This is a genomic window from Streptomyces sp. NPDC001068 (assembly GCF_042897315.1).
Lineage (GTDB): Bacteria > Actinomycetota > Actinomycetes > Streptomycetales > Streptomycetaceae > Streptomyces.
In genome coordinates, this window is sequence record NZ_JBIAYD010000001.1 from 851927 (window position 1) to 872638 (window position 20712).

General features: G+C 72.0%; 23 protein-coding genes. 17 read left to right on the forward strand and 6 right to left on the reverse strand.

What is annotated here, in order from left to right; all coding sequences use genetic code 11:
* Positions 1 to 28 precede the first annotated feature (28 nt).
* The gene (locus tag ACFY3I_RS03705) at positions 29 to 232 is read left to right on the forward strand and encodes a hypothetical protein (RefSeq protein WP_390859168.1); all 204 of its coding nucleotides are present in this window, start codon (positions 29 to 31) and stop codon (positions 230 to 232) included.
* A gap of 105 nt (positions 233 to 337) precedes the next feature.
* Here the strand turns inward: ACFY3I_RS03705 and ACFY3I_RS03710 are convergent, their stop codons facing one another.
* The 4 genes from ACFY3I_RS03710 to ACFY3I_RS03725 form a co-directional block, all read right to left on the reverse strand.
* Positions 338 to 586, reverse strand: a complete 249-nt coding sequence (locus ACFY3I_RS03710; protein WP_365291939.1) for a hypothetical protein — start codon at positions 584 to 586, stop codon at positions 338 to 340.
* Positions 583 to 1455 (reverse strand): oxaloacetate decarboxylase, encoded by an 873-nt coding sequence (locus ACFY3I_RS03715; RefSeq protein WP_390859169.1) that lies wholly within the window; start codon positions 1453 to 1455, stop codon positions 583 to 585. Before ACFY3I_RS03715 ends, ACFY3I_RS03710 begins: the two co-directional genes overlap by 4 nt.
* Before the next feature lie 159 nt (positions 1456 to 1614).
* On the reverse strand, positions 1615 to 2265 hold the full coding sequence (locus ACFY3I_RS03720; protein ID WP_390859170.1) for a ThuA domain-containing protein: 651 nt from the start codon (positions 2263 to 2265) through the stop codon (positions 1615 to 1617).
* Positions 2266 to 2296: 31 nt separating this feature from the next.
* Entirely contained in the window at positions 2297 to 2839 is a 543-nt protein-coding gene (locus ACFY3I_RS03725) for a membrane lipoprotein (protein ID WP_390859171.1), read from the reverse strand.
* Between the two features lie 132 nt (positions 2840 to 2971).
* On the opposite strand from ACFY3I_RS03725, the gene ACFY3I_RS03730 reads away from it, so the two are divergent.
* The gene (locus ACFY3I_RS03730) at positions 2972 to 3370 is read left to right on the forward strand and encodes a VOC family protein (RefSeq protein WP_365291946.1); all 399 of its coding nucleotides are present in this window, start codon (positions 2972 to 2974) and stop codon (positions 3368 to 3370) included.
* On the opposite strand, the gene ACFY3I_RS03735 is transcribed toward ACFY3I_RS03730, so the two are convergent.
* Positions 3356 to 4030, reverse strand: coding sequence for a helix-turn-helix domain-containing protein (locus ACFY3I_RS03735; protein WP_390859172.1), 675 nt, complete (start codon positions 4028 to 4030; stop codon positions 3356 to 3358). The genes ACFY3I_RS03730 and ACFY3I_RS03735 overlap by 15 nt on opposite strands.
* A 57-nt stretch (positions 4031 to 4087) precedes the next feature.
* Positions 4088 to 5230 (reverse strand): YihY/virulence factor BrkB family protein, encoded by a 1143-nt coding sequence (locus ACFY3I_RS03740; RefSeq protein ID WP_390859173.1) that lies wholly within the window; start codon positions 5228 to 5230, stop codon positions 4088 to 4090.
* A 150-nt stretch (positions 5231 to 5380) separates the two neighbouring features.
* On the opposite strand from ACFY3I_RS03740, the gene ACFY3I_RS03745 reads away from it, so the two are divergent.
* The 15 genes from ACFY3I_RS03745 to ACFY3I_RS03815 all read left to right on the forward strand — a co-directional run bounded on the left by ACFY3I_RS03745 (position 5381) and on the right by ACFY3I_RS03815 (position 20527).
* Positions 5381 to 7015 (forward strand): acyl-CoA dehydrogenase family protein, encoded by a 1635-nt coding sequence (locus tag ACFY3I_RS03745; RefSeq protein ID WP_390859174.1) that lies wholly within the window; start codon positions 5381 to 5383, stop codon positions 7013 to 7015.
* A gap of 407 nt (positions 7016 to 7422) precedes the next feature.
* A complete protein-coding gene (locus ACFY3I_RS03750) occupies positions 7423 to 8700 on the forward strand; it encodes a GAF domain-containing protein (RefSeq protein WP_390859175.1) in 1278 nt (425 codons plus the stop codon).
* 154 nt (positions 8701 to 8854) lie between these two features.
* Positions 8855 to 10189, forward strand: coding sequence for a hypothetical protein (locus ACFY3I_RS03755; protein ID WP_365291955.1), 1335 nt, complete (start codon positions 8855 to 8857; stop codon positions 10187 to 10189).
* 198 nt (positions 10190 to 10387) lie between these two features.
* The gene (locus ACFY3I_RS03760; RefSeq protein WP_390859176.1) at positions 10388 to 10978 is read left to right on the forward strand and encodes a GNAT family N-acetyltransferase; all 591 of its coding nucleotides are present in this window, start codon (positions 10388 to 10390) and stop codon (positions 10976 to 10978) included.
* Positions 10979 to 11114: 136 nt separating this feature from the next.
* The gene (locus ACFY3I_RS03765; protein ID WP_360476077.1) at positions 11115 to 11198 is read left to right on the forward strand and encodes a putative leader peptide; all 84 of its coding nucleotides are present in this window, start codon (positions 11115 to 11117) and stop codon (positions 11196 to 11198) included.
* 126 nt (positions 11199 to 11324) lie between these two features.
* Positions 11325 to 13019, forward strand: a complete 1695-nt coding sequence (locus ACFY3I_RS03770) for a nitrite/sulfite reductase (RefSeq protein ID WP_365291958.1) — start codon at positions 11325 to 11327, stop codon at positions 13017 to 13019.
* The gene (locus tag ACFY3I_RS03775) at positions 13016 to 13195 is read left to right on the forward strand and encodes a hypothetical protein (protein ID WP_089104627.1); all 180 of its coding nucleotides are present in this window, start codon (positions 13016 to 13018) and stop codon (positions 13193 to 13195) included. Before ACFY3I_RS03770 ends, ACFY3I_RS03775 begins: the two co-directional genes overlap by 4 nt.
* Positions 13192 to 13899, forward strand: coding sequence for a phosphoadenylyl-sulfate reductase (locus tag ACFY3I_RS03780; protein WP_390859177.1), 708 nt, complete (start codon positions 13192 to 13194; stop codon positions 13897 to 13899). The genes ACFY3I_RS03775 and ACFY3I_RS03780 overlap by 4 nt, the downstream gene beginning before the upstream one ends.
* A gap of 62 nt (positions 13900 to 13961) precedes the next feature.
* Complete coding sequence (gene cysC / locus ACFY3I_RS03785; RefSeq protein WP_390859178.1) at positions 13962 to 14498, forward strand: adenylyl-sulfate kinase; 537 nt, start codon at positions 13962 to 13964, stop codon at positions 14496 to 14498.
* Entirely contained in the window at positions 14495 to 15430 is a 936-nt protein-coding gene (gene cysD / locus ACFY3I_RS03790; RefSeq protein ID WP_390859179.1) for a sulfate adenylyltransferase subunit CysD, read from the forward strand. The genes cysC and cysD overlap by 4 nt, the downstream gene beginning before the upstream one ends.
* 2 nt (positions 15431 to 15432) lie before the next feature.
* Positions 15433 to 16770, forward strand: coding sequence for a sulfate adenylyltransferase subunit 1 (locus tag ACFY3I_RS03795; RefSeq protein WP_390859180.1), 1338 nt, complete (start codon positions 15433 to 15435; stop codon positions 16768 to 16770).
* Positions 16771 to 16992: 222 nt separating this feature from the next.
* Positions 16993 to 18096 (forward strand): aliphatic sulfonate ABC transporter substrate-binding protein, encoded by a 1104-nt coding sequence (locus ACFY3I_RS03800; protein WP_390859181.1) that lies wholly within the window; start codon positions 16993 to 16995, stop codon positions 18094 to 18096.
* Between the two features lie 34 nt (positions 18097 to 18130).
* Positions 18131 to 18916: an ABC transporter ATP-binding protein gene (locus ACFY3I_RS03805; protein WP_365292643.1), complete on the forward strand. Its 786-nt coding sequence runs from the start codon at positions 18131 to 18133 to the stop codon at positions 18914 to 18916.
* Positions 18903 to 19781: an ABC transporter permease gene (locus ACFY3I_RS03810; protein ID WP_365292645.1), complete on the forward strand. Its 879-nt coding sequence runs from the start codon at positions 18903 to 18905 to the stop codon at positions 19779 to 19781. Before ACFY3I_RS03805 ends, ACFY3I_RS03810 begins: the two co-directional genes overlap by 14 nt.
* Positions 19782 to 19786: 5 nt before the next feature.
* A complete protein-coding gene (locus ACFY3I_RS03815; RefSeq protein WP_390859182.1) occupies positions 19787 to 20527 on the forward strand; it encodes a sirohydrochlorin chelatase in 741 nt (246 codons plus the stop codon).
* Positions 20528 to 20712 lie beyond the last annotated feature (185 nt).

The following is a 20712-nucleotide window of genomic DNA, read 5'->3' on the forward strand; positions in this document are numbered from 1 at the left end:
GGAGGGCGATCAAGATCGTTTCCAGTGCGTGAAACCCACCCTGCGCACCGCGGCCGCCTGTGCCGCCTCCGCGGCCGCCCTGACCACGGCGCTGGGCACCGCCCACGCCACGACCCGCACCGTCGCCCCGGCCGTCCACCACGCCACGGTGGCCGTCCCGGACGACGAGCACGACCCGAAGGAGGACGTGGAACTGGACGAGAACGGCCGCCCGGACCTGTCCGAGGACTGAGGCTGAGCGCGGCGCCTCGCCGGAGGCGCCGGACGCGCCCGGACCGGAGTCGGGGAACCGCGCGAGCCGCCACGGCGGACGCGCGGTTCCCCGCCGGTGGACGCGTCAGTCGTCGGCTCGCACCGGCTCACCGCGCATCGCCTGGATCGCGTCCACGGCGCTGCCGTCGTGGTCGCTGCCCGCCGTGCCCTTGCCGGCCTGGAGGTTCGCCGTGCGGTCCACCTCCAGGATGGAGTCGGCGTGGGAGTTGTCGATCACCGTGATCAGACTGTCGGACGCGTACGCGGGCACCGCGGCCGCGCCGACCAGCGCCGCCGCGACCGCGATGGTCCGTGCCTTCGGCAACCTCGTCACACGCCCACGCCCTCGGGCACCGGCACGTCGAGCCGCTCCCGGGCGATGTTGCGTTCCAGCAGGGTGGTGGAGGCCTTGACCCCGACGCCGCCTGCCGCGTCCACCTCGGGCAGCCGGCCGTCCGCCGCCCGGAGTTCGCCGAGCGCGCTCTCCATGGCCTCGTGCGCGGCGAACAGACAGGGGGTGGAGTAGATGGCCACGTCGACGCCGAGCTCGTCCAGCTCGGTGAGCGAGAGCCGGGGCGACTTGCCGCCGCCGATCTGGTTGAAGAGCAGCGGCTTGTCGCCGACGACCTTGCGGATGCGGCGGATCCACTCCTCGCTGCGGACCCCGTCGACGAGGATCACGTCGGCGTCGGTGGCGGCCAGCCGCTCCGCCCGGTGCAGGATGTCGTGCTCGTCGGTGGCGTCCGTCCGGGCCACGACGAGGAGGTCCTGGCGGGTCTCCAGCACCTTCTCCAGCTTGTCCAGGTACTCCTCCAGGGGCAGCACCTGCTTGCCGTCGGCGTGCCCGCAGCGGCGCGGCCGCTTCTGGTCCTCCAGGATCACCCCCGAGGCGCCGATCCGCTCCAGCCCCTCCACGACGTGGCAGGCGACCTCGGGGTCGACGTACCCGTCGTCGATGTCGACGAGGAGGTGGTGGTGCGGGAACGCGCCCCGCAGCCGCTGGACGAAGGCCACCATGTCGGGCCAGGCGATGAATCCGATGTCCGGCAGCCCGTAGTACGACGCGGCGAAACCGAAGCCCGACACGAACATCCCGTCGTAGTGCTTGGCCGCGATCGACGCCGAGTACATGTCGTACACGCCGATCAACGGGGTGGTCCCCGGCCCGGCGATCTGCTCGCGCAGCTTCTTCCCGTAAGTCAAGGTCCGGCTCCTCCTGTGGGTGGGTGGCGCGGCGGCTCGGTGGCCTCCGCGTCTCGACAGCCCTTTGCCAAGACAAGAGCATCTCTAGATACGCACGTGACCAACTGTGTGCGCGAGCTTTACTCACCCCAACGGCGGATCGGTTTCACCGCAGAAACGTCACTGAGCGAGCCGAGCGGCCCAGGCGAGACCCCCGTGCAGATGCGCCAGGAAGCCGGGATCGCGGTACGCCTCGGGGGCGTGACCGAGTGCCGTGAAGAACACCCGTCCGGCCCCCTGCTCGCGGCACCAGGCCAGCGGATGGTCCTCCCCCATGGTGCCGCCGTCGTACGACGACTCGTCCGCGCGCAGCAGCACCCGGACCCGGCCTCGCGGGTTGTCCGTGAAGTCGTACCACTCGTCGGTGAAGTCCCAGACGGCCGGGAGCCGCCGGGTCGCCGGATGACCGTGGTCCTCGACGACCGCCCGGCCGGGCTGGTACGCCGGGTGGCGGGCGAAGCGGGCGCCTAGGAGTTCGCCGTAGTACGGCCAGTCCTCCTCGGTGCAGGCCGCCGCGTGCACGCCCGCGAAGCCGCCGCCGGCCTCGACGTGGGCGGCCAGCCGGGCGCGGCCCCGAGGGGTCAGGATCGCGCCGCTGGTGGAGAGGAAGACGACGGCCGCGTACCCGTCCAGCGGCTGCTCCAGGGCGGCCGGATCCTCGGTGGCGTCGACGTCGAAGTCGGTGAACTCCCGTACGGCGGCGACGGCGTCGGGGATGGAGTCGTGGCGGTAGCCGGTGGTACGGGTGTGCAGGAGCAGTCGAGGGGCCATGGCCGCATGGTCGCCGATGCCCGCCGTCGGTTCAAAGGCCGGGCGTCGGCACGCTGTTGTCGGGGACGCCGTCGCCGGCGGGCGACAGGTCGCCGCGCTGCACCGGCTGATCGTCGGTGAAGGCCGGGTCGGGCGTGGGCAGCAGGGTGTCCAGCTCGCCGGCGGTGGGCCGGTGGATCGCGCGGACGGCCTCGGCCAGCACGGCACCGGAGACCCCGCCCTCACCTTCGAGCCACACCACGCAGTCCTTCTCCTTCGCCTCGTACGGGTGCTGTCCGGCGTAGCGCAGGTGGTCGGTGTAGAGGTGGATGACCGCGCCGGTGTCGTCCGCGTACGAGGCGGAGAAACCGTCGTCGCCCTGGACGCCGACGGACTGCTGGGCGAGCGTGAAGCCGGGCGCCTCGGTCACGTAGACCAGATCCGGGTTCATGCCCAACGCCTTGGCCTTCGAGGCGAGTTCGGCCGGGTCGGCGGGCCGGGCGGCGGCGCCGGGGGCCGCCTTCTCGGTACCGCAGCCGGTGAGCAGGGCGGCGGCGAGGAGCAGGGGCGGCAGGACGCGCGCGGCACGGATCATGCGCCCATCGTGCCGCAGGGGTGTTCCCCGGACATGGGGTTTTCCGGTCGTCCCGCCCTCGTCCGCCTCCGGCGGCACGGAGTGTCCGATTCGTTCAAGACCGGCGCCCTGCCCGCTGTCTACGGTGATGCCATGACTCCACGATTCGCCGTGATCGGCCTGGTCGTCTCCGACCTGACCGCGTCCCTCGCCTTCTACCGCCGCCTGGGCCTGGAATTCCCGCCCGGTGCCGAGGAACAGCCGCACGTCGAGGCCGAGTTGCCGGGCGGGCTGGTCCTCGCCCTGGACACCGAGGCGACGGTCCGCTCCTTCCACCCGGCCTGGCGTCCGCCGGCCGGCGGCGGCCGGACGGGACTCGCCTTCCGCTGCGACTCGCCCGCCGAGGTGGACTCGGTCTACGAGGACCTGGTCGGCGCCGGCCACCACGGCGAACTCAAGCCGTGGGACGCCTTCTGGGGCCAGCGGTACGCCACCGTGCACGACCCCGACGGCAACGGCGTCGACCTGTTCGCGCCGCTACCCGCCGAGTAGTCCGGTCAGCGGCAGCCCGGCCAGCTCCCGCACCTCACGGGAGAGGTGCGGCTGGTCCGCGTAGCCGGCCCGGACGGCGGTCTCGGCGAGCGGTACCCCGTTCCGGGCGAGCGCGAGGGCGCGCTGCATCCGGAGCACCCGGGCCAGCGTCTTGGGCCCGTAGCCGAACGCCGCACGGCTGCGCCGCAGCAACTGGCGTGCCCCCAGGCCGATTTCGTCCGCCACACCGGCCACGGGCCGCCCGGCCTCCAGGGCTTCGACGAGCCGCCTGAGGGACGGGTCGGCCGGTGCCTCCCGTTCCAGGGCGATCCGCTCCAGCGCGGCGGCGGGATCGGCGGCGGCCGCGGTCCGGGCGCGCAGCCGTCGTACCACCGCGGAAGGCCAGAGGTCGGCCAGGTCCACGCGCCGGTCGAGCAGTTCGTGCGCCGGGACGCCGAGGACGGCGGGCGCGGCACCCGGGTAGAAGCGAAGGCCCACCCACGTCCCGCGGGCTCCCGCCGTGACGTACGCGCGGGTGTCGGGCCCGGCGACCAGCAGCCGCCCCTCGTGCCACAGCAGGTCCATGCACCCGTCGGGCAGCACCCGCCCCGCCCCGTCCGCGCCGGGGGTCTTCACCCAGACGACGGCACCGGAGACCCGGGACGCCCGTTCCTCGTACACGTACGCCAGCCTAAGGGCTGTCCCGGCCGTGGGGCGTGGGCGTCTCCGGCCCGGTGCTCACGCCTGCGGCTTGCGCGGCGGGTGGCTGCTCTTCACGTGCGTACGCAACCGGGCCGTGACGTCCTCGGGCGGCAGGAACCGGGACCACCGCTCGGGGAACTCCGACGGCATGTCGGGGTCGTCGGGGTCCCCCGGGTCCGCCTCCCGCGCCGCGGCGGCCCGGGCCACGTACTCGGCGACCTGGACCTCCCGCAACCGCTCGTTGGCGGCGCGCGCGGCAGCCGTCGCGGCGGCCGGCCAGACCCGGTCGATGGCGGCGTTCACCGCGGCGCCGACCAGCACGGCGAATGCGGACACACCGATCCACAGGAGCACGGCGACGGAAGCGGCCAGCGAGCCGTAGATCGTCGCGCCCTCGATGGTGCTGGTCAGGTAGATGCGCAGCAGGAAGCTGCCGAGGACCCACATGGCGAGGGCCACCAGGGCGCCCGGCACGTCCTCGATCCACGGCGAACGGACCGGCACGGAGACGTGGTACAGCGTGGTCAGGAAGACGACGGACAGGACGATCACGACCGGCCAGTACAGGACCTGTACGACCGTCTCGGACCACGGCACGACCCGGACCACCGCGTCCGGTCCCGCCACCATCAGCGGCAGCGCCACCGAGCCGATCAGCAGCGCCGCGATGAAGAGCAGGAAGGAGACCACCCGGGTCTTCACGATGCCCCGGACGCCGTCGAGGCCGTACATCACGGTGATCGTGTCGATGAAGACGTTCACCGCGCGGGAGCCCGACCACAGGGCGAACAGGAAGCCGATGGAGATCACGTCGGGGCGGCCGCCCCGCATCACGTCGTGCAGGATCGGCTCGGCGATCTCCCTGACGCCCTTGTCGGACAGCACGGTCCGGGAGGCGTCCAGGAGGTTGGCCTCCAGGCTGGCGATGGTGTCGGCGCCGGTCCAGTCGTCGACGTAGCCGAGCAGGCCGATGAGGCTGAGCAGCAGCGGCGGCACGGACAGCAGCGTGAAGAAGGCGGCCTCGGCGGCCAGGCCGAGGATGCGGTACTCCATGCAGGAATTGACGGTGTCCTTGAGCAGCAGCCAGGCCGTCCTGCGCTTGGAGACGTTCCGGTAGAGGGCCCTGGCCCGGTGGAGCCGGCCGGAGGGCCGCTCGGGGGTATCGCTTGCTGGCTGCACGCCCTAACGGTATCCGCCGTCCGGCACATCACTCATCTTCCGGGGTCCCCGAGCGATCTTCCGGCCCCCGCGGGATCTTGCGCGGCGATCGGGGGCACCCCTGTGTCAGGCTGGAGACCACCGCCGTCGCTCCTGGTTAGGTTCGCAGACATGGCAGGCACCACCACCCATACCGTGACCAACCAGCCGCCCCCGCTGGTCGGCTACGACCTCTTCGCCGCCGACCACGCCCTCGTCGAGGCCGTGAGCCGGCACACCGCTCCGGAGCTGCTGGAGGAGGTGCGTGCCGAGCTGTCGTCGATCGGCGTCTCGGCGGGTTCCGCGCAGGTGCAGGAGTGGGGGGCGCAGGCCAACGAGCACCCGCCGCGGCTGCGCACCCATGACCGCTACGGCCACCGCGTCGACGAGGTCGAGTTCCATCCGGCCTGGCACCGGCTGCTCGGCAAGGGCGTCGGGGCGGGGCTGACCACCGGCTGGGTCCGGCCGGCCGGGCACGTCCGGCGGGCGGCGGCCTTCCTGGTCTGGACACAGGTCGAGGCCGGGAACTGCTGCCCGCTGTCGATGACCAACGCGGCGGTGCCCGCCCTGCGCAACGACCCGGAGCTGGCCGCCGTGTGGGAGCCGCTGCTGACGTCCGTGGTCTACGACCGCGAGCTGCGGCCCGCCGACCGGAAGGCCGGCGCCCTCTTCGGCATGGGCATGACCGAGAAGCAGGGCGGCAGCGACGTACGCGCGAACACGACCACCGCCCATCCGCTCGCCGAGTCCGGGACGTACACGCTCACCGGACACAAGTGGTTCTGCTCGGCCCCGATGTCGGACGGCTTCCTGGTGCTGGCCCAGGCACCGGCCGGACTGACCTGCTTCCTGGTGCCGCGCGTCCTGCCGGACGGCACCCGCAACGTCTTCCTCCTCCAGCGGCTCAAGGACAAGCTCGGCAACCGGTCCAACGCGTCGGGCGAGGTGGAGTTCGACGGCACCTGGGCGCGCCGGGTCGGCGAGGAGGGGCGCGGGGTGCGGACCATCATCGAGATGGTCGCCGCCACCCGGCTCGACTGCGTACTGGGCTCGGCCGGTCTGATGCGGCAGGCCGTGGCCCAGGCCGTGCACCACTGCACGCACCGCGAGGCGTTCGGCGGGAAGCTCGCCGACAAGCCGCTGATGCGCAACGTACTGGCCGACCTGGCGATCGAGTCGGAGGCCGCGACGGCGCTCGCGCTCCGGCTGGCCGCCGCCCACGACGACGGCGGCGAGGCCGAACGGGCGCTGCTGCGCCTCGCGTTGCCGGCCGCCAAGTACTGGGTCACCAAGCGCTGTGCGCCGGTCGTCGTGGAGGCCGCCGAGTGCCTGGGCGGCAACGGCTACGCGGAGGACTCGGGGCTGCCCCGGCTGGTGCGCGAGTCACCGCTGAACTCTCTCTGGGAGGGCGCCGGGAACATCCAGGCGCTGGACGTCCTGCGGGCACTGCAACGCGAACCGGGGGCGCTGGACGCCTACCTCCACGAGATCGGCCGCGCGCACGGTGCCGACCACCGGCTGGACCGCGCGGTCAAGGACCTCTTCGCCGAACTGGCCGACCTGGAGGGCATGGAGTCCCGGGCGAGACGCCTGGTGGAACGCCTGGCGACGGTGCTCCAGGGCTCACTGCTGGTGCGCTTCGCGCCCCCGGAGGTGGCCGACGCCTTCTGCGCGTCACGACTGGGCGGCGACTGGGGGGCGACCTTCGGCACCCTGCCGAGGGGCCTGGACCTGGCGGCGGTGGTGGGCCGGGCCCGAGCTCGTTGAGAGCGCCCCGCCTCGACGTCCCGGGGCCGCGGGGAACTCCACGACAGGCACCCACGACCGGCAGCCGCCGGCGCACCGCGGGCCGCACCCCGTCCACGCCCGCGCGCCGCGGGCCGACGCGGGGGTGGTGCTGCGCCGACACGGCACCACCCCCGCTTCTTCGGCCCATGTCAGGCCACCGACGCCGAAGCGTCGGCTCAATTTTCGGCCACTCCAGGCCCGTTCACCAGGGTTGCAAGGGGTTGCAACATCTCGGTGTTCGTGGGCGGACCGAGTGCCTCCGGCGCTGGAAAACGGCAGTATGAGACCCGCAGTCGGACCGGAAACCGCCGCCCGGACGGCTTGACAACGCACTTCGATGCCTTATCCGAGGACTGTCCGGGAGGACCTCAGTGGGGAACCCGCCGATGGACGTGGCGCGACTCGCCGCGGTGGACGCGGCGCAGGCGGCTCGCTTACTGAGCGAGCTGCGCGAGGCGCGACTCGCCGGACAGCGTGGGCGGATCGCGCCCCGGCCGGTGATCGAGCAGTCCTGGGGGCGGACGCTGCGCAGCGGCGTGGACCCCGACCACGACTTCGGGACGGGAGTGCTGTCCGCCGACGAGGTCCGGCGCCGACGCGAGGAGTCACCGCTGCGGAACGTACTGCCGGTGCTGCGCGAGGGGTTGCTTTCGGTCGCGGACGTCGCCCAGCACATCATGGTGGTGGCGGACGCCGACGGCCGGGTGCTGTGGCGCGAGGGTTCCTCACCCGTGCTGCGCAAGGCGGACCGCTTCGGCTTCGCGCCGGGCGCCGACTGGCGCGAAGACGTCGTCGGCACCAACGGGGTGGGCACCCCGGCGGTGGTACGGCACCCCGTCCAGGTCTTCGCCGCCGAGCACTTCGCCCGCTCGCTCACCTCCTGGACGTGCTCCGGGGCCCCCATCACCGACCCCCGCGACGGCAGCCTGCTCGGCGTGGTCGACGTCAGCGGCCCGCTGGAGACCGTGCATCCGGCCACCCTGGCCTGGGTGGACTCGGTGGCCAAACTCGCCGAGGCCCGGCTGCGGGAGCTGCACCTGGACGCGCTGGAGCGGCTGCGCGCGGTCGCGGCGCCGGTGCTGGCCCGGCTGGGCGGGCGGGCGCTGGTGGTGGACGCCTGCGGCTGGACGGCGGCGGTCGTCGGCATGCCGTACCCACAGCGGCTCGCGCTGCCCAAGTCCCTTTCGCCCGGCCGCCGCCGGCTGCCGGCGCTCGGGCTGTGCTCGGTGGAGCCGCTGGCCGGGGGCTGGCTGCTGCGGGGCGTGGACGAGCCCTCGCCCGCGGGCGGTGACCGGCTGGTGCTCGACCTCGCCCGGCCACGCCGCCCCTCGGTGACGGTGGGCGGCGGCGCCTGCTCGTGGTCGCGGGAACTGAGCCCGCGCCACGCCGAGTTGCTCTACCTGCTGGCGGTGCGGCGCACCGGGCGCAGCGCCGCCGGGCTGGCCGAGGACGTCTTCGGGGACGCCTCACGGACGGTGACCGTGCGCGCCGAGATGTCCAGGATCCGGCGGTACCTCGGAGCGCTGCTCGAACACCGGCCCTACCGCTTCCGGGAGGGCGCGGAGATCGAGGTGCTGCTCCCCGCCGACCCGCTCGACCTGCTGCCCTGCTCGAACGCCCCGGCGGTGACGGCGGACAGGGGGCCGGTTCCCCGGTCCGGGTGAAGGCGCGCGCTCCTGAAGGCTCTTTCGGATATTTGCCGGGTCTTCGCGGTACGGCGGCCCGGACTGCCGTAGCATCCCGTTACGGGCACCCCCCGATTGCTCCTCGGTCAACGTACGGACCGTGAGGCGCAGTTGGCCCGCCTCGGGAGGAGACATGAAGCATCGCGGCAGACACCGGCGGCGCAGGCGGGGCACGGCACTGCGTGCCGCCCTGGCCGGGGCCGCGCTCGCGCTCACCGCGACCGCCACGATCGTCAGCGCCTCGCAGGCCACGGTCGCCGAGGACCCGGGTGCGCTGAAGCCGCTGACCTCCACCGCCGACACCGCGCGCCTCCAACTGCGGGAGAACCTCGTGCCGCGCCGGTCGCTGGACCGGCTCGCCACGGCGATGGGCGGCACGCTCGGGGTCGCCGACGTCCTGGCGGACGCCGACCACACCCTGCGCGGGGCGGCCGACTGCTCCTCGGACGACCGGGACTCGCTGCCGGTCAACCCGGAAGTCACCCGGGCGTACTGCTGGGACCCCGCCGACACGCTCACCGACGCCTGGCAGCCGGCCTCGGTGACCACGTCCTCCGACGCGGACGACGACGGCCTGTGGGGTGCCAACCGGGTCGTCCTGGCCGGCTGGACGCACAGCACCTCCAGCGGGCCGGCCGCCTCCCGCGGCCTGGCCAGGGTCGCGGTCGTCAACGACAACGACCCGGCGCACCCCTCCTACTCCTGGGTCCTGCTGGCCGTGCCCAGCGCCGACGGCCGCACCTACCGGGGGCTGGCCTCGGAGATCTCCGGCATGGTCTGGTACGGGAGCAAGCTGCTGGTCACCACCACCCCGGGCAGCGCCGACGCGCTCTACGTGTACGACCTGAACCGCATCCAGCGCGCCTCGGTGCTGACCGACAGGGTCGGCCGGGTGCCGGGCGGCTGGGCGGCCGACGGCTTCCGGTACGTGATGCCCGCCGTGGGCTCGTACCGGTTCACCGCGGGAGCCTGCTCCGAGACCGGCGCGCCCTGTCCGAGCGCGCTCGCCGTGGACCGCGGGACGGCACCGGACAGCCTGGTCCTCGGCGAGTGGACGCCCGCAGGCGGCGACCGGCGGGCCCGGCTGTGGCGGTACGCGTTCGACGAGAGCCCGAAGCGCGCCGGATCGCTCGCCACCGACGCCGCCGGCCTCGCCGAGCCGATCGAGGCGTACCGGACCGGGGCCTCGGAGATCCGGGGCGTCCTGTCGTACCGGCCGCCGGGCGCGACCGCCTCCGAGTGGTACATCGGTCACCTCCCCGGCGCCATGGACGGTCACGGCAGCCTGTGGCGGCAGAACGCCAGGGGCGCGCAGGCCGCCCGCTGCGGCTCGGACGCCTCGCACCGCTGCTGGGCCGAGAGCACCGGCTCGCTCTCCTACTCGCCGGACACCGGTGAGGTGTGGTCGGTCAGCGACCGGATGCTGTTCTCGGTACCGCTGCGCTCGATAGACGCGTCGCTGGGGTGACGGCCAGGGGTGCCCGCCCGCGATGACCGCCACGGGCGCCCGGTCCCGATGACCGCCACGGGTGTCCGGCTCCGATGACCGCCACGCGCCCGGCCCCGATCCCGGGGACCGGCGCGCAGCCCCGACGACGGGCCCGGGCACCCCGCCCGGGACGGCGGACGTCGACACGACCGGGGCCGGGATGATTGCCTGGCCCCCATGAGCAGCATCGTCGTGACCACCTGGTCCCTGGAGCAGACCTCCCCGGCCGACCTCCTCCCGGCCGCCGCACCGGAGGGCGGCACGGTCGAGGTCGTCCGCGCGGAGGTCCCCTCCCCCGAGTTCAGCCGTTTCCTGTACGCCTCGGTCGGCGGCGACATCCGCTGGACCGACCGGCTGGGCTGGACGTACGCCCGGTGGCGGGACCACCTGGAGCGGCCGGGCGTGGAGACCTGGGTCGGCTACGAGCGCGGCACCCCGGCGGGCTACGTCGAACTGGAAGCCCAGGACGACGGCGTCGTGGAGATCGTCTACTTCGGCCTGATACCGGCGTTCCGGGGCCGCCGGATCGGCGGTCACCTGCTCTCCCACGGGGCGGCACGCGCCTGGGACCTGGCCGAGCGGTGGCCCGGACTGTCACCGACCAAGCGGGTGTGGCTGCACACCTGCAGCCTGGACGGCGAGCACGCGATGGCCAACTACCGGCGGCGGGGCTTCCGGCTCTTCGACACGAAGGTCGAGGAGGAACCGGACCTGTCGGCCCCGGGACCCTGGCCGGGAGCGCGTCCGGAGCCCCGTCCCGAGGCCTGACCCGAGCCCTGACCCGAGGCGCGTCCGGCGCGTCCGCGGACGCGCCCCGCATCACCCGTCTCATTATTCAGAATAGATCCGTCCGAATCACGGACAATGGTGGACTGGCCCGAGATCCGCGTGACACGCTTTCGTCATGTCTGGAACTGGAACAGCCTTGGTGAGTCGGCGGCACGTCGACCTCGGCCGCATGTCCAGCGCCATCTGTCCGGCGGGCTGAGAGCACAGCACCGCCGCGCCCCGCTGTCCAGACCTCTCCCTTGCGCAGTGTCGCGCAGATGTGCCCCCGCGCGCCCCCAGCGCAGGTAAGAGCCGTTTCCCACCTGTCCGAAGGACGTATATCGCCATGGCCGCCACCCCTCAGAACCCCGCCTCCGCGCCCCGCCGCAAGGTGAGCCGTCACCGTGGCGAGGGACAGTGGGCCATGGGGCACTTCACCCCGCTCAACGGCAACGAGCAGTTCAAGAAGGACGACGACGGTCTCAATGTGCGGACACGCATTGAGACGATCTACTCCAAGCGCGGCTTCGACTCGATCGACCCCAACGACCTGCGCGGACGGATGCGCTGGTGGGGCCTGTACACGCAGCGCAAGCCCGGCATCGACGGCGGCAAGACGGCCGTGCTGGAGCCGGAGGAGCTGGACGACAAGTACTTCATGCTGCGGGTGCGGATCGACGGCGGGCGCCTCACCACCGGGCAGCTGCGGGTGATCGGCGAGATCTCGCAGGAGTTCGCACGGGGCAGCGCGGACGTCACCGACCGGCAGAACATCCAGCTGCACTGGATCCGCATCGAGGACGTTCCGGAGATCTGGAACCGGCTGGAGGCCGTCGGCCTGTCGACCACCGAGGCGTGCGGCGACACCCCCCGGGTGGTCATCGGCTCACCGGTCGCCGGCATCGCCGAGGACGAGATCATCGACGGCACCTGGGCCATCGACGAGATCCACGAGCGGTACATCGGCTCCAAGGAGTTCTCCAACCTGCCGCGCAAGTTCAAGACGGCGATCTCCGGCTCCCCGCTGCTCGACGTGGTGCACGAGATCAACGACGTGGCGTTCGTCGGGGTCGAGCACCCCGAGCACGGCCCCGGCTTCGACCTGTGGGTGGGCGGCGGCCTGTCCACCAACCCGAAGATCGGCGTCCGGCTCGGTGCCTGGGTGCCGCTGGACGAGGTCCCGGACGTCTGGGCCGGGGTCATCGGCATCTTCCGGGACTACGGCTACCGCCGGCTGCGCACCCGCGCCCGCCTGAAGTTCCTCGTCGCCGACTGGGGTGCCGAGAAGTTCCGGCAGGTCCTGGAGGATGAGTATCTCAAGCGCGCGCTCGTCGACGGCCCCGCGCCCGCCCAGCCGGTGTCCCGCTGGCGCGACCACGTCGGCGTGCACCGGCAGCAGGACGGCAACTTCTACGTCGGGTTCGCCCCGCGCGTCGGCCGCGTCGACGGCGCCACCCTGGCGAAGATCGCCGACCTCGCCGAGGCACACGGCTCGGGCCGGGTGCGGACCACCGTCGAGCAGAAGATGATCGTCCTGGACGTCACCGCGGACCAGGTCGACTCGCTGGTGACGGCGCTGGAGGCGCTGGACCTGACCGCCCGCCCGTCCTCCTTCCGGCGCGGCACCATGGCCTGCACCGGCATCGAGTACTGCAAGCTCGCCATCGTCGAGACCAAGCAGCGCGGCTCCACGCTGATCGACGAACTGGAGCGCCGGCTGCCCGACTTCGACGAGCCGCTCACCATCAACCTCAACGGCTGCCCCAACGCCTGCGCCCGCATCCAGGTCGCGGACATCGGTCTCAAGGGCCAGCTGGTCCTCGACGACCGGGGCGAGCAGGTCGAGGGCTTCCAGGTGCACCTGGGCGGCGCGCTGGGCCTGGAGGCCGGGTTCGGCCGCAAGGTCCGCGGTCTCAAGGTGACCTCCGAGGAACTGCCGGACTACGTCGAGCGGGTGCTCAGGCGGTTCCAGGCGGAACGCGAGGACGGCGAGCGGTTCGCCGCCTGGGCGGCCCGCGCCGACGAGGAGGCTCTCTCATGAGCGAGCGGGCCGCCCCGTTCTACTGCCCCTACTGCGGCGACGAGGACCTGCGTCCGAGCGAACAGGGCCACGGCGCCTGGGAATGCGCGGCCTGCAACCGCGCATTCCAGCTGAAGTTCCTCGGGCTGCTCGCCCGGGGGCTGAAGCACTCCGAAGCCGGAGGGGAACCGATATGACCACAGCTCAGGAAGACCGCACCACCGACGAGTTGAAGGAGCTGGCCGAACAGGCCGGCCACGACCTCGAAGACGCCTCCGCCCTGGAGATCCTCCAGTGGGCGGTGGACACCTTCGGCAAGGGCTTCTGCGTGACCTCCTCGATGGAGGACGCGGTGGTGGCCCACCTGGCGTCCCGCGCCCAGAAGGGCGTGGACGTCGTCTTCCTCGACACCGGCTACCACTTCCCGGAGACCATCGGCACCCGGGACGCCGTCGAGGCCGTCATGGACGTCAACGTCATCACCCTCACCCCGCGCCGGACGGTGGCCGAACAGGACGCGGAGTACGGGCCCAGGCTGCACGACCGGGACCCGGACCTGTGCTGCCGGCTGCGCAAGGTCGAGCCGCTGGAGCGGGGCCTCGCGAACTACACGGCCTGGGCGACCGGGCTGCGCCGCGACGAGTCCCCGACCCGGGCGAACACCCCGGTCGTCGGCTGGGACGAGAAGCGGCAGAAGGTCAAGATCTCCCCGATCGCCCGCTGGACCCAGGACGACGTGGACGACTACGTCGCCGAACACGGCGTACTGACCAACCCGCTGCTGATGGACGGCTACCCCTCCGTCGGCTGCGCGCCCTGCACCCGCCGGGTGCTGGAGGGCGAGGACGCGCGGGCCGGCCGCTGGGCGGGGCGCGCCAAGACCGAGTGCGGTCTGCACTGATGACGGCCACCACACCGTCGACGAGGACGGCCTTCCCGCTTCCGACGAACCAGGAGAACACCGTGACGACCGGAGCCACCGTCTGGCTCACGGGTCTGCCGAGCGCCGGCAAGACCACCATCGCCTACGAGCTCGCCGCCCGGCTGCGCGGGGAGGGCCGCCTCGTCGAGGTGCTCGACGGCGACGAGATCCGCGAGTTCATCTCGGCGGGTCTCGGTTTCTCCCGGGAGGACCGGCACACGAACGTGCAGCGCATCGGATTCGTGGCCGAACTGCTGGCGCGCAACGGTGTCACCGCGCTGGTCCCGGTGATCGCGCCCTACGCGGACAGCCGGGACGCGGTGCGCAAGCGCCACGAGGAGAACGGCACCGCCTATGTCGAGGTGCACGTGGCGACCCCGGTCGAGGTGTGCTCGGTACGCGATGTGAAGGGTCTGTACGCCAAGCAGGCCGCGGGCGAGCTGACCGGGCTGACGGGGGTCGACGACCCGTACGAGGAACCCGAGACGCCCGATCTGCGGATCGAGTCGCAGCACCAGACCGTGCAGGAGTCCGCGGCGTCCGTGCACGCCCTGCTCGCCGAGAAGGGACTGGCATGACGACCGTGACGACCCACGAGGAAGGCACCGGCACTCCGTACGCGCTGTCGCATCTGGACGCGCTGGAGTCGGAGGCCGTGCACATCTTCCGCGAGGTGGCGGGCGAGTTCGAACGGCCGGTGATCCTCTTCTCCGGCGGCAAGGACTCCATCGTCATGCTCCACCTCGCCCTCAAGGCCTTCGCCCCCGCGGTGATCCCCTTCTCCCTCCTCCACGTGGACACCGGCCACAACTTCCCCGAAGTCCTCGACTACCGCGACCGCGTCGTCACCGCACACGGACTGCGCCTCCACGTCGCCTCCGTCCAGGACTACATCGACCGCGGCGTGCTCAAGGAACGCCCCGACGGCACCCGCAACCCCCTGCAGACCCTCCCTCTCACCGAGAAGATCCAGCACGAGAGGTTCGACGCCGTCTTCGGCGGCGGCCGCCGCGACGAGGAGAAAGCACGCGCCAAGGAACGCGTCTTCTCCCTGCGCGACGAGTTCTCCCAGTGGGACCCCCGCCGCCAACGCCCCGAACTGTGGAACCTCTACAACGGACGCCACGCCCCCGGCGAACACGTCCGCGTCTTCCCCCTCTCCAACTGGACCGAACTCGACGTCTGGCAGTACATCGCCCGCGAAGCCATCGACCTGCCGCAGATCTACTTCGCGCACGAGCGTGAGGTGTTCATGCGGGGCGGGATGTGGCTGACGGCCGGCGAATGGGGCGGCCCGAAGGACGGCGAGACGGTGGAGAAGCGGCAGGTGCGCTACCGGACCGTCGGTGACATGTCCTGCACCGGTGCCGTCGACTCCCACGCCGGCACGCTGGACGCCGTCATCGCCGAGATCGCCGCGTCCCGGCTCACCGAGCGCGGCGCCACCCGCGCCGACGACAAGCTCTCCGAGGCCGCGATGGAAGACCGCAAGCGCGAGGGGTACTTCTAGAGATGAGCACGACCACCACGGAACTCGGCCTGACCGAGACCACGCTGCTGCGGTTCGCGACCGCCGGGTCGGTCGACGACGGCAAGTCCACCCTCGTCGGACGCCTCCTGCACGACTCCAAGTCCGTCCTCACCGACCAACTCGAAGCCGTCGAACGCGCCTCCGCCTCCCGCGGCCAGGACACCCCCGACCTCGCCCTCCTCACCGACGGACTGCGCGCCGAACGCGAACAGGGCATCACCATCGACGTCGCCTACCGCTACTTCGCCACCCCGAAACGACGCTTCATCCTCGCCGACACCCCCGGCCACGTGCAGTACACCCGCAACATGGTCACCGGCGCCTCCACCGCCGAACTCACCGTCGTCCTCGTCGACGCCCGCAACGGAGTCGTCGAACAGACCCGCCGACACGCCGCCATCGCCGCCCTCCTCCGCGTCCCCCACGTCGTCCTCGCCGTCAACAAGATGGACCTCGTCGGCTACGAGGAGCGGGTCTTCGCCGCGATCGCCGAGGAGTTCACGGCGTACGCGACCGAGCTGGGCGTCCCGGAGGTCACCGCGATCCCGATCTCCGCGCTGGTCGGCGACAACGTGGTGGAGCCGTCCGCCACGATGGACTGGTACGGCGGCCCGACCGTCCTGGAGCACCTGGAGACCGTCCCGGTCAGCCACGACCTGGCGCACTGCCACGCCCGGCTGCCCGTGCAGTACGTGATCCGCCCGCAGACCGCCGAGCACCCCGACTACCGCGGCTACGCGGGTCAGATCGCCGCCGGGACCTTCCACGTCGGAGAGCAGGTCACGGTCCTGCCGTCCGGCCGTACGACGACGATCTCGGGCATCGACCTGCTCGGCAAGCCGGTCGAGGCGGCCTGGACGACCCAGTCGGTGACCCTGCTGCTCGCCGACGACATCGACGTCTCGCGCGGCGACCTGATCGTGCCGACCAAGGACGCCCCGGAGACCACCCAGGAGGTCGAGGCGACCGTCTGCCACGTCGCGGACCAGCCGCTGACCGTCGGGCACCGGGTGCTGCTCAAGCACGGCACCCGCACGGTCAAGGCGATCGTCAAGGACATCCCGTCCCGGCTCACCCTCGACGACCTGTCCCTGCACCCGCACCCGGGTCAGCTCGTCGCCAACGACATCGGCCGGGTGAAGATCCGTACCGCCGAGCCGCTGCCGGTCGACTCCTACGCCGACTCGCGCCGCACCGGCTCCTTCATCCTGATCGACCCCGCCGACGGCACCACGCTCACCGCCGGCATGGTCGGCGAGTCGTTCGCCTCTCCCGAGCCCGTCAAGGACGCGGCCGAGGACGACGGGTGGGACTTCTGACATGACGTCCACCGACTACTACTCCACGTTCGCCAAGGAGGGCGGCCGCGTCGGCAGCGGCACCCTCGGCAGCGGGCAGGGCGGAGTTGCGCGATGTGTGCGCTGACGTACGCGCACTGCCCGCGCGCCCTCACCCCCCACCGCCGTGAACGAAGACCTGCCGACCTCCCGGCCACGACCTGAGAGACCGTGACCGCCGGGCCTCCGAGAGGAACACCTCCCGTGCCTGCAACAAAAGCCTTTCGCCGCAGTCTCGCTCTGATAGCCGCGCTTCCCCTCCTCACCCTGGCCGCCTGCGGTTACGGGTCGGACTCCGACAAGACCGACACGGCCAAGGTCGCGGCGGGTGCCAAGAAGATCGACGGCCTCGACACCGTCAAGATCGGCTACTTCGGCAACCTGACCCACGCGACGGCGCTGGTGGGCAACCAGAAGGGCTTCTTCCAGAAGGAGCTCGGCGCCACCCAGGCCAAGTACGCGATCTTCAACGCGGGTCCCTCGGAGATCGAGGCGCTCAACTCCGGCTCGATCGACATCGGCTGGATCGGCCCCTCGCCGGCCATCAACGGCTACACCAAGTCCGACGGCACCGACCTGAGGATTATCGGCGGTTCCGCGTCGGGCGGTGTGAAGCTGGTCGTGAACCCGAAGAAGATCACGTCCCTGAAGGACGTCAAGGGCAAGAAGATCGCGACGCCGCAGCTCGGCAACACGCAGGACGTGGCGTTCCTCAACTGGGCCGCCGACCAGGGCTGGAAGGTCGACGCGCAGAGCGGCAAGGGCGACGTCACGGTCGTCCGCACGGACAACAAGATCACCCCGGACGCCTTCAAGGCCGGTTCCGTCGACGGCGCCTGGGTGCCGGAACCGACCGCGTCCAAGCTGGTCGCCGAGGGCGGCAAGGTGCTCCTCGACGAGTCCACGCTGTGGCCCGACAAGAAGTTCGTGATCACGAACATCATCGTGTCGCAGAAGTTCCTCAAGGCGCACCCGAAGGTCGTCGAGGCCGTGCTGAAGGGCTCGGTCGACACAAACAAGTGGATCAACGCCAACCCGGACCAGGCGAAGGCCGCCGCAAACAAGCAGCTGGAGGCCGACTCCGGCAAGGCGCTGCCGGACGACGTCCTGGACCCGGCCTGGAAGTCGATCCAGTTCACCGACGACCCGCTGGCCGCCACCCTCAACACCGAGGCCGAGCACGCCGTCAAGGCCGGCCTGCTCTCCGACCCGCTCCTGAAGAACATCTACGACCTGTCGATCCTCAACAAGGTCCTCAAGGCCGAGGGCGCGAGCACGGTCGACGCCGCCGGTCTCGGCAGCAGCTGACCCGGTCCCGACGCGTTCCCAGGAGGTGACGACCATGGCCACGACCACGACACTCGCCAAGGCCGGCGAGTCGGTGGAGCACGCGGCACGCCTTGAGCACGTCTCGAAGTCCTTCGCGACTCCCGGCGGGCAGCAGCTCGTCCTGGACGACATCACGCTCGATGTCGCGCCGGGCGAGTTCGTCACCCTCCTGGGCGCGTCGGGGTGCGGCAAGTCCACGCTGCTGAACCTGGTGGCGGGGCTCGACCGGCCCACCGCGGGTGCCATCACGACGGACGGGCGGCCCGCCCTGATGTTCCAGGAGCACGCACTCTTCCCGTGGCTGACCGCGGGCAAGAACATCGAACTCGCGCTGAAGCTCGGCGGGGTTCCCAAGAACGACCGCCGCGACCGCGCCGAGCAACTGCTCGAACTGGTCCGCCTGAAGGGCGCGTACGGCAAGCGCGTCCACGAGCTGTCGGGCGGCATGCGCCAGCGTGCGGCACTGGCCCGCGCGCTCGCCCAGGAGAGCAACCTGCTGCTGATGGACGAGCCGTTCTCGGCCCTGGACGCCATCACCCGGGACGTGCTGCACGACGAGCTGACCCGGATCTGGCAGGAGACCGGCGTCTCCGTCCTGTTCGTCACGCACAACGTGCGCGAGGCGGTGCGGCTCGCCCAGCGGGTGGTCCTGCTGTCGTCGCGCCCCGGCCGGATAGCGCGCGAGTGGACGGTCGGCATACCGCAGCCGCGCCGCATCGAGGACGCGCCGGTGGCCGAACTGTCCCTCGAGATCACCGATGTACTGCGTGGGGAGATCCGCCGTCATGGCCAGCACTGAGACGACCGCGGCCAAGGACGCCGGAAGCGTCGAGGCGGGCCTCGACGCGCTGGAGACGTCGGCGGCCGGCCGCCCGACCTTCCGGCAGGTCTTCACCGCGAAGATCCTGCCGCCGATCATCGCGCTCGCCGTGGTCCTCGTGGTCTGGACGCTCCTCGTCCCGGTCGTCGACGACCCGTCCAAGCTGCCCTCGCCGTCCGCGGTGGGCGGCGCGTTCAAGGACGCCTGGCTCAAGGGCGACCTGCTCGGCTACATCTGGACCAGTGTCAGCCGCGGCTTGCTCGGCTTCCTCTTCGCGCTGGTCATCGGCACCCCGCTGGGCCTGCTGGTGGCCCGGGTGAGGTTCGTGCGCGCCGCGATCGGCCCGATCCTGTCCGGCCTGCAGTCGCTGCCGTCGGTGGCGTGGGTGCCGCCGGCCGTGATCTGGCTGGGCCTGAACAACTCGATGATGTACGCGGTGATCCTGCTCGGCGCGGTCCCCTCCATCGCCAACGGGCTGGTATCCGGTGTCGACCAGGTGCCCCCGCTGTTCCTGCGCGCCGGACGCACCATGGGCGCGACCGGTGTGAAGGGCATCTGGCACGTGGTGCTGCCGGCGGCGCTGCCCGGTTACGTGGCGGGCCTGAAGCAGGGCTGGGCGTTCTCCTGGCGGTCGCTGATGGCCGCGGAGATCATCGCGAGCTTCCCGGACCTCGGCGTGGGGCTCGGCCAACTGCTGGAGAACGCCCGCACCGCCAGCGACATGGCCATGGTCTTCGAGGCCATCATCCTGATCCTGTTCGTCGGCATCGCGATCGACCTGCTGATCTTCAGTCCGCTGGAGCGGTGGGTGCTGCGCAGCCGAGGCCTGCTGGTGAAGAGCTGAGGTCCATGCGTACGAAACCCGTTCTCCTCGTCATCGCCCACGGCAGCCGCGATCCGCGGCACGCGGCGACCGTGCACGCCCTGGTGCGGCGGGTACGGTCGCTGCGGCCCGGGCTGCGCGTGGAGACGGGTTTCCTGGACTTCAACGTCCCCTCGGTGCGGGGGGTGCTGGAGTCCCTGGCGGCGGAGGGCGTGCGTGACGTGGTGGCCCTGCCGCTGCTGCTGACCCGCGCCTTCCACGCGAAGGCCGACATACCGGCCGTACTGCGGGAGGCGCCCGCCCGGCTGCGGATCCGGCAGGCGGCGGTGCTCGGTCCGTCCCCGCTGCTCCTGACGGCGCTGGAGCGGCGGCTGTACGAGGCGGGGCTGACCCCCGCCGACAAGTCCTCGACCGGGGTCGTACTGGCCTCGGCGGGGTCCAGCGACCCGGAGGCGATCGCGGTGATCGCAGAAATCGCGCGGGAGTGGCGGCGTACCGGTTGGTGCGCCGTGCGGCCCGCGTTCGCCTCCGCGGCTCTGCCCCGCACCGAGGACGCGGTGCGGGAACTGCGGGATCTCGGCTGCGCCCGGGTGGCGGTGGCACCCTATGTCCTCGCCCCCGGCTTCCTGCCCGACCGGATCGCGCGGGGCGCAGGGGAGGCGGACGTGCTGGCCGAGGTCCTCGGCCCGGCACCGGAGGTGGCCCGGGTGCTGCTGCAGCGGTACGACGCGGCCCGCGCCCCCGCCCTGGCGGCCGTGGGCGCCTGAGCGCGGGCGCCTGTCCGGGTTCGCGGTCCGGCGCTCCCCTGTGACGTCGGACCGCGAACGGCCGTCCGGTGGCGGGGCTCCGACGAGCGCCACGGCCGCGGGCGGCTCTTACCTCTGCGTCGCGGCCGGCGAACGTGTCACACCTGGGACTTCGCGCCCCGGCCGCCAACAGCGTCTGCCTTTGG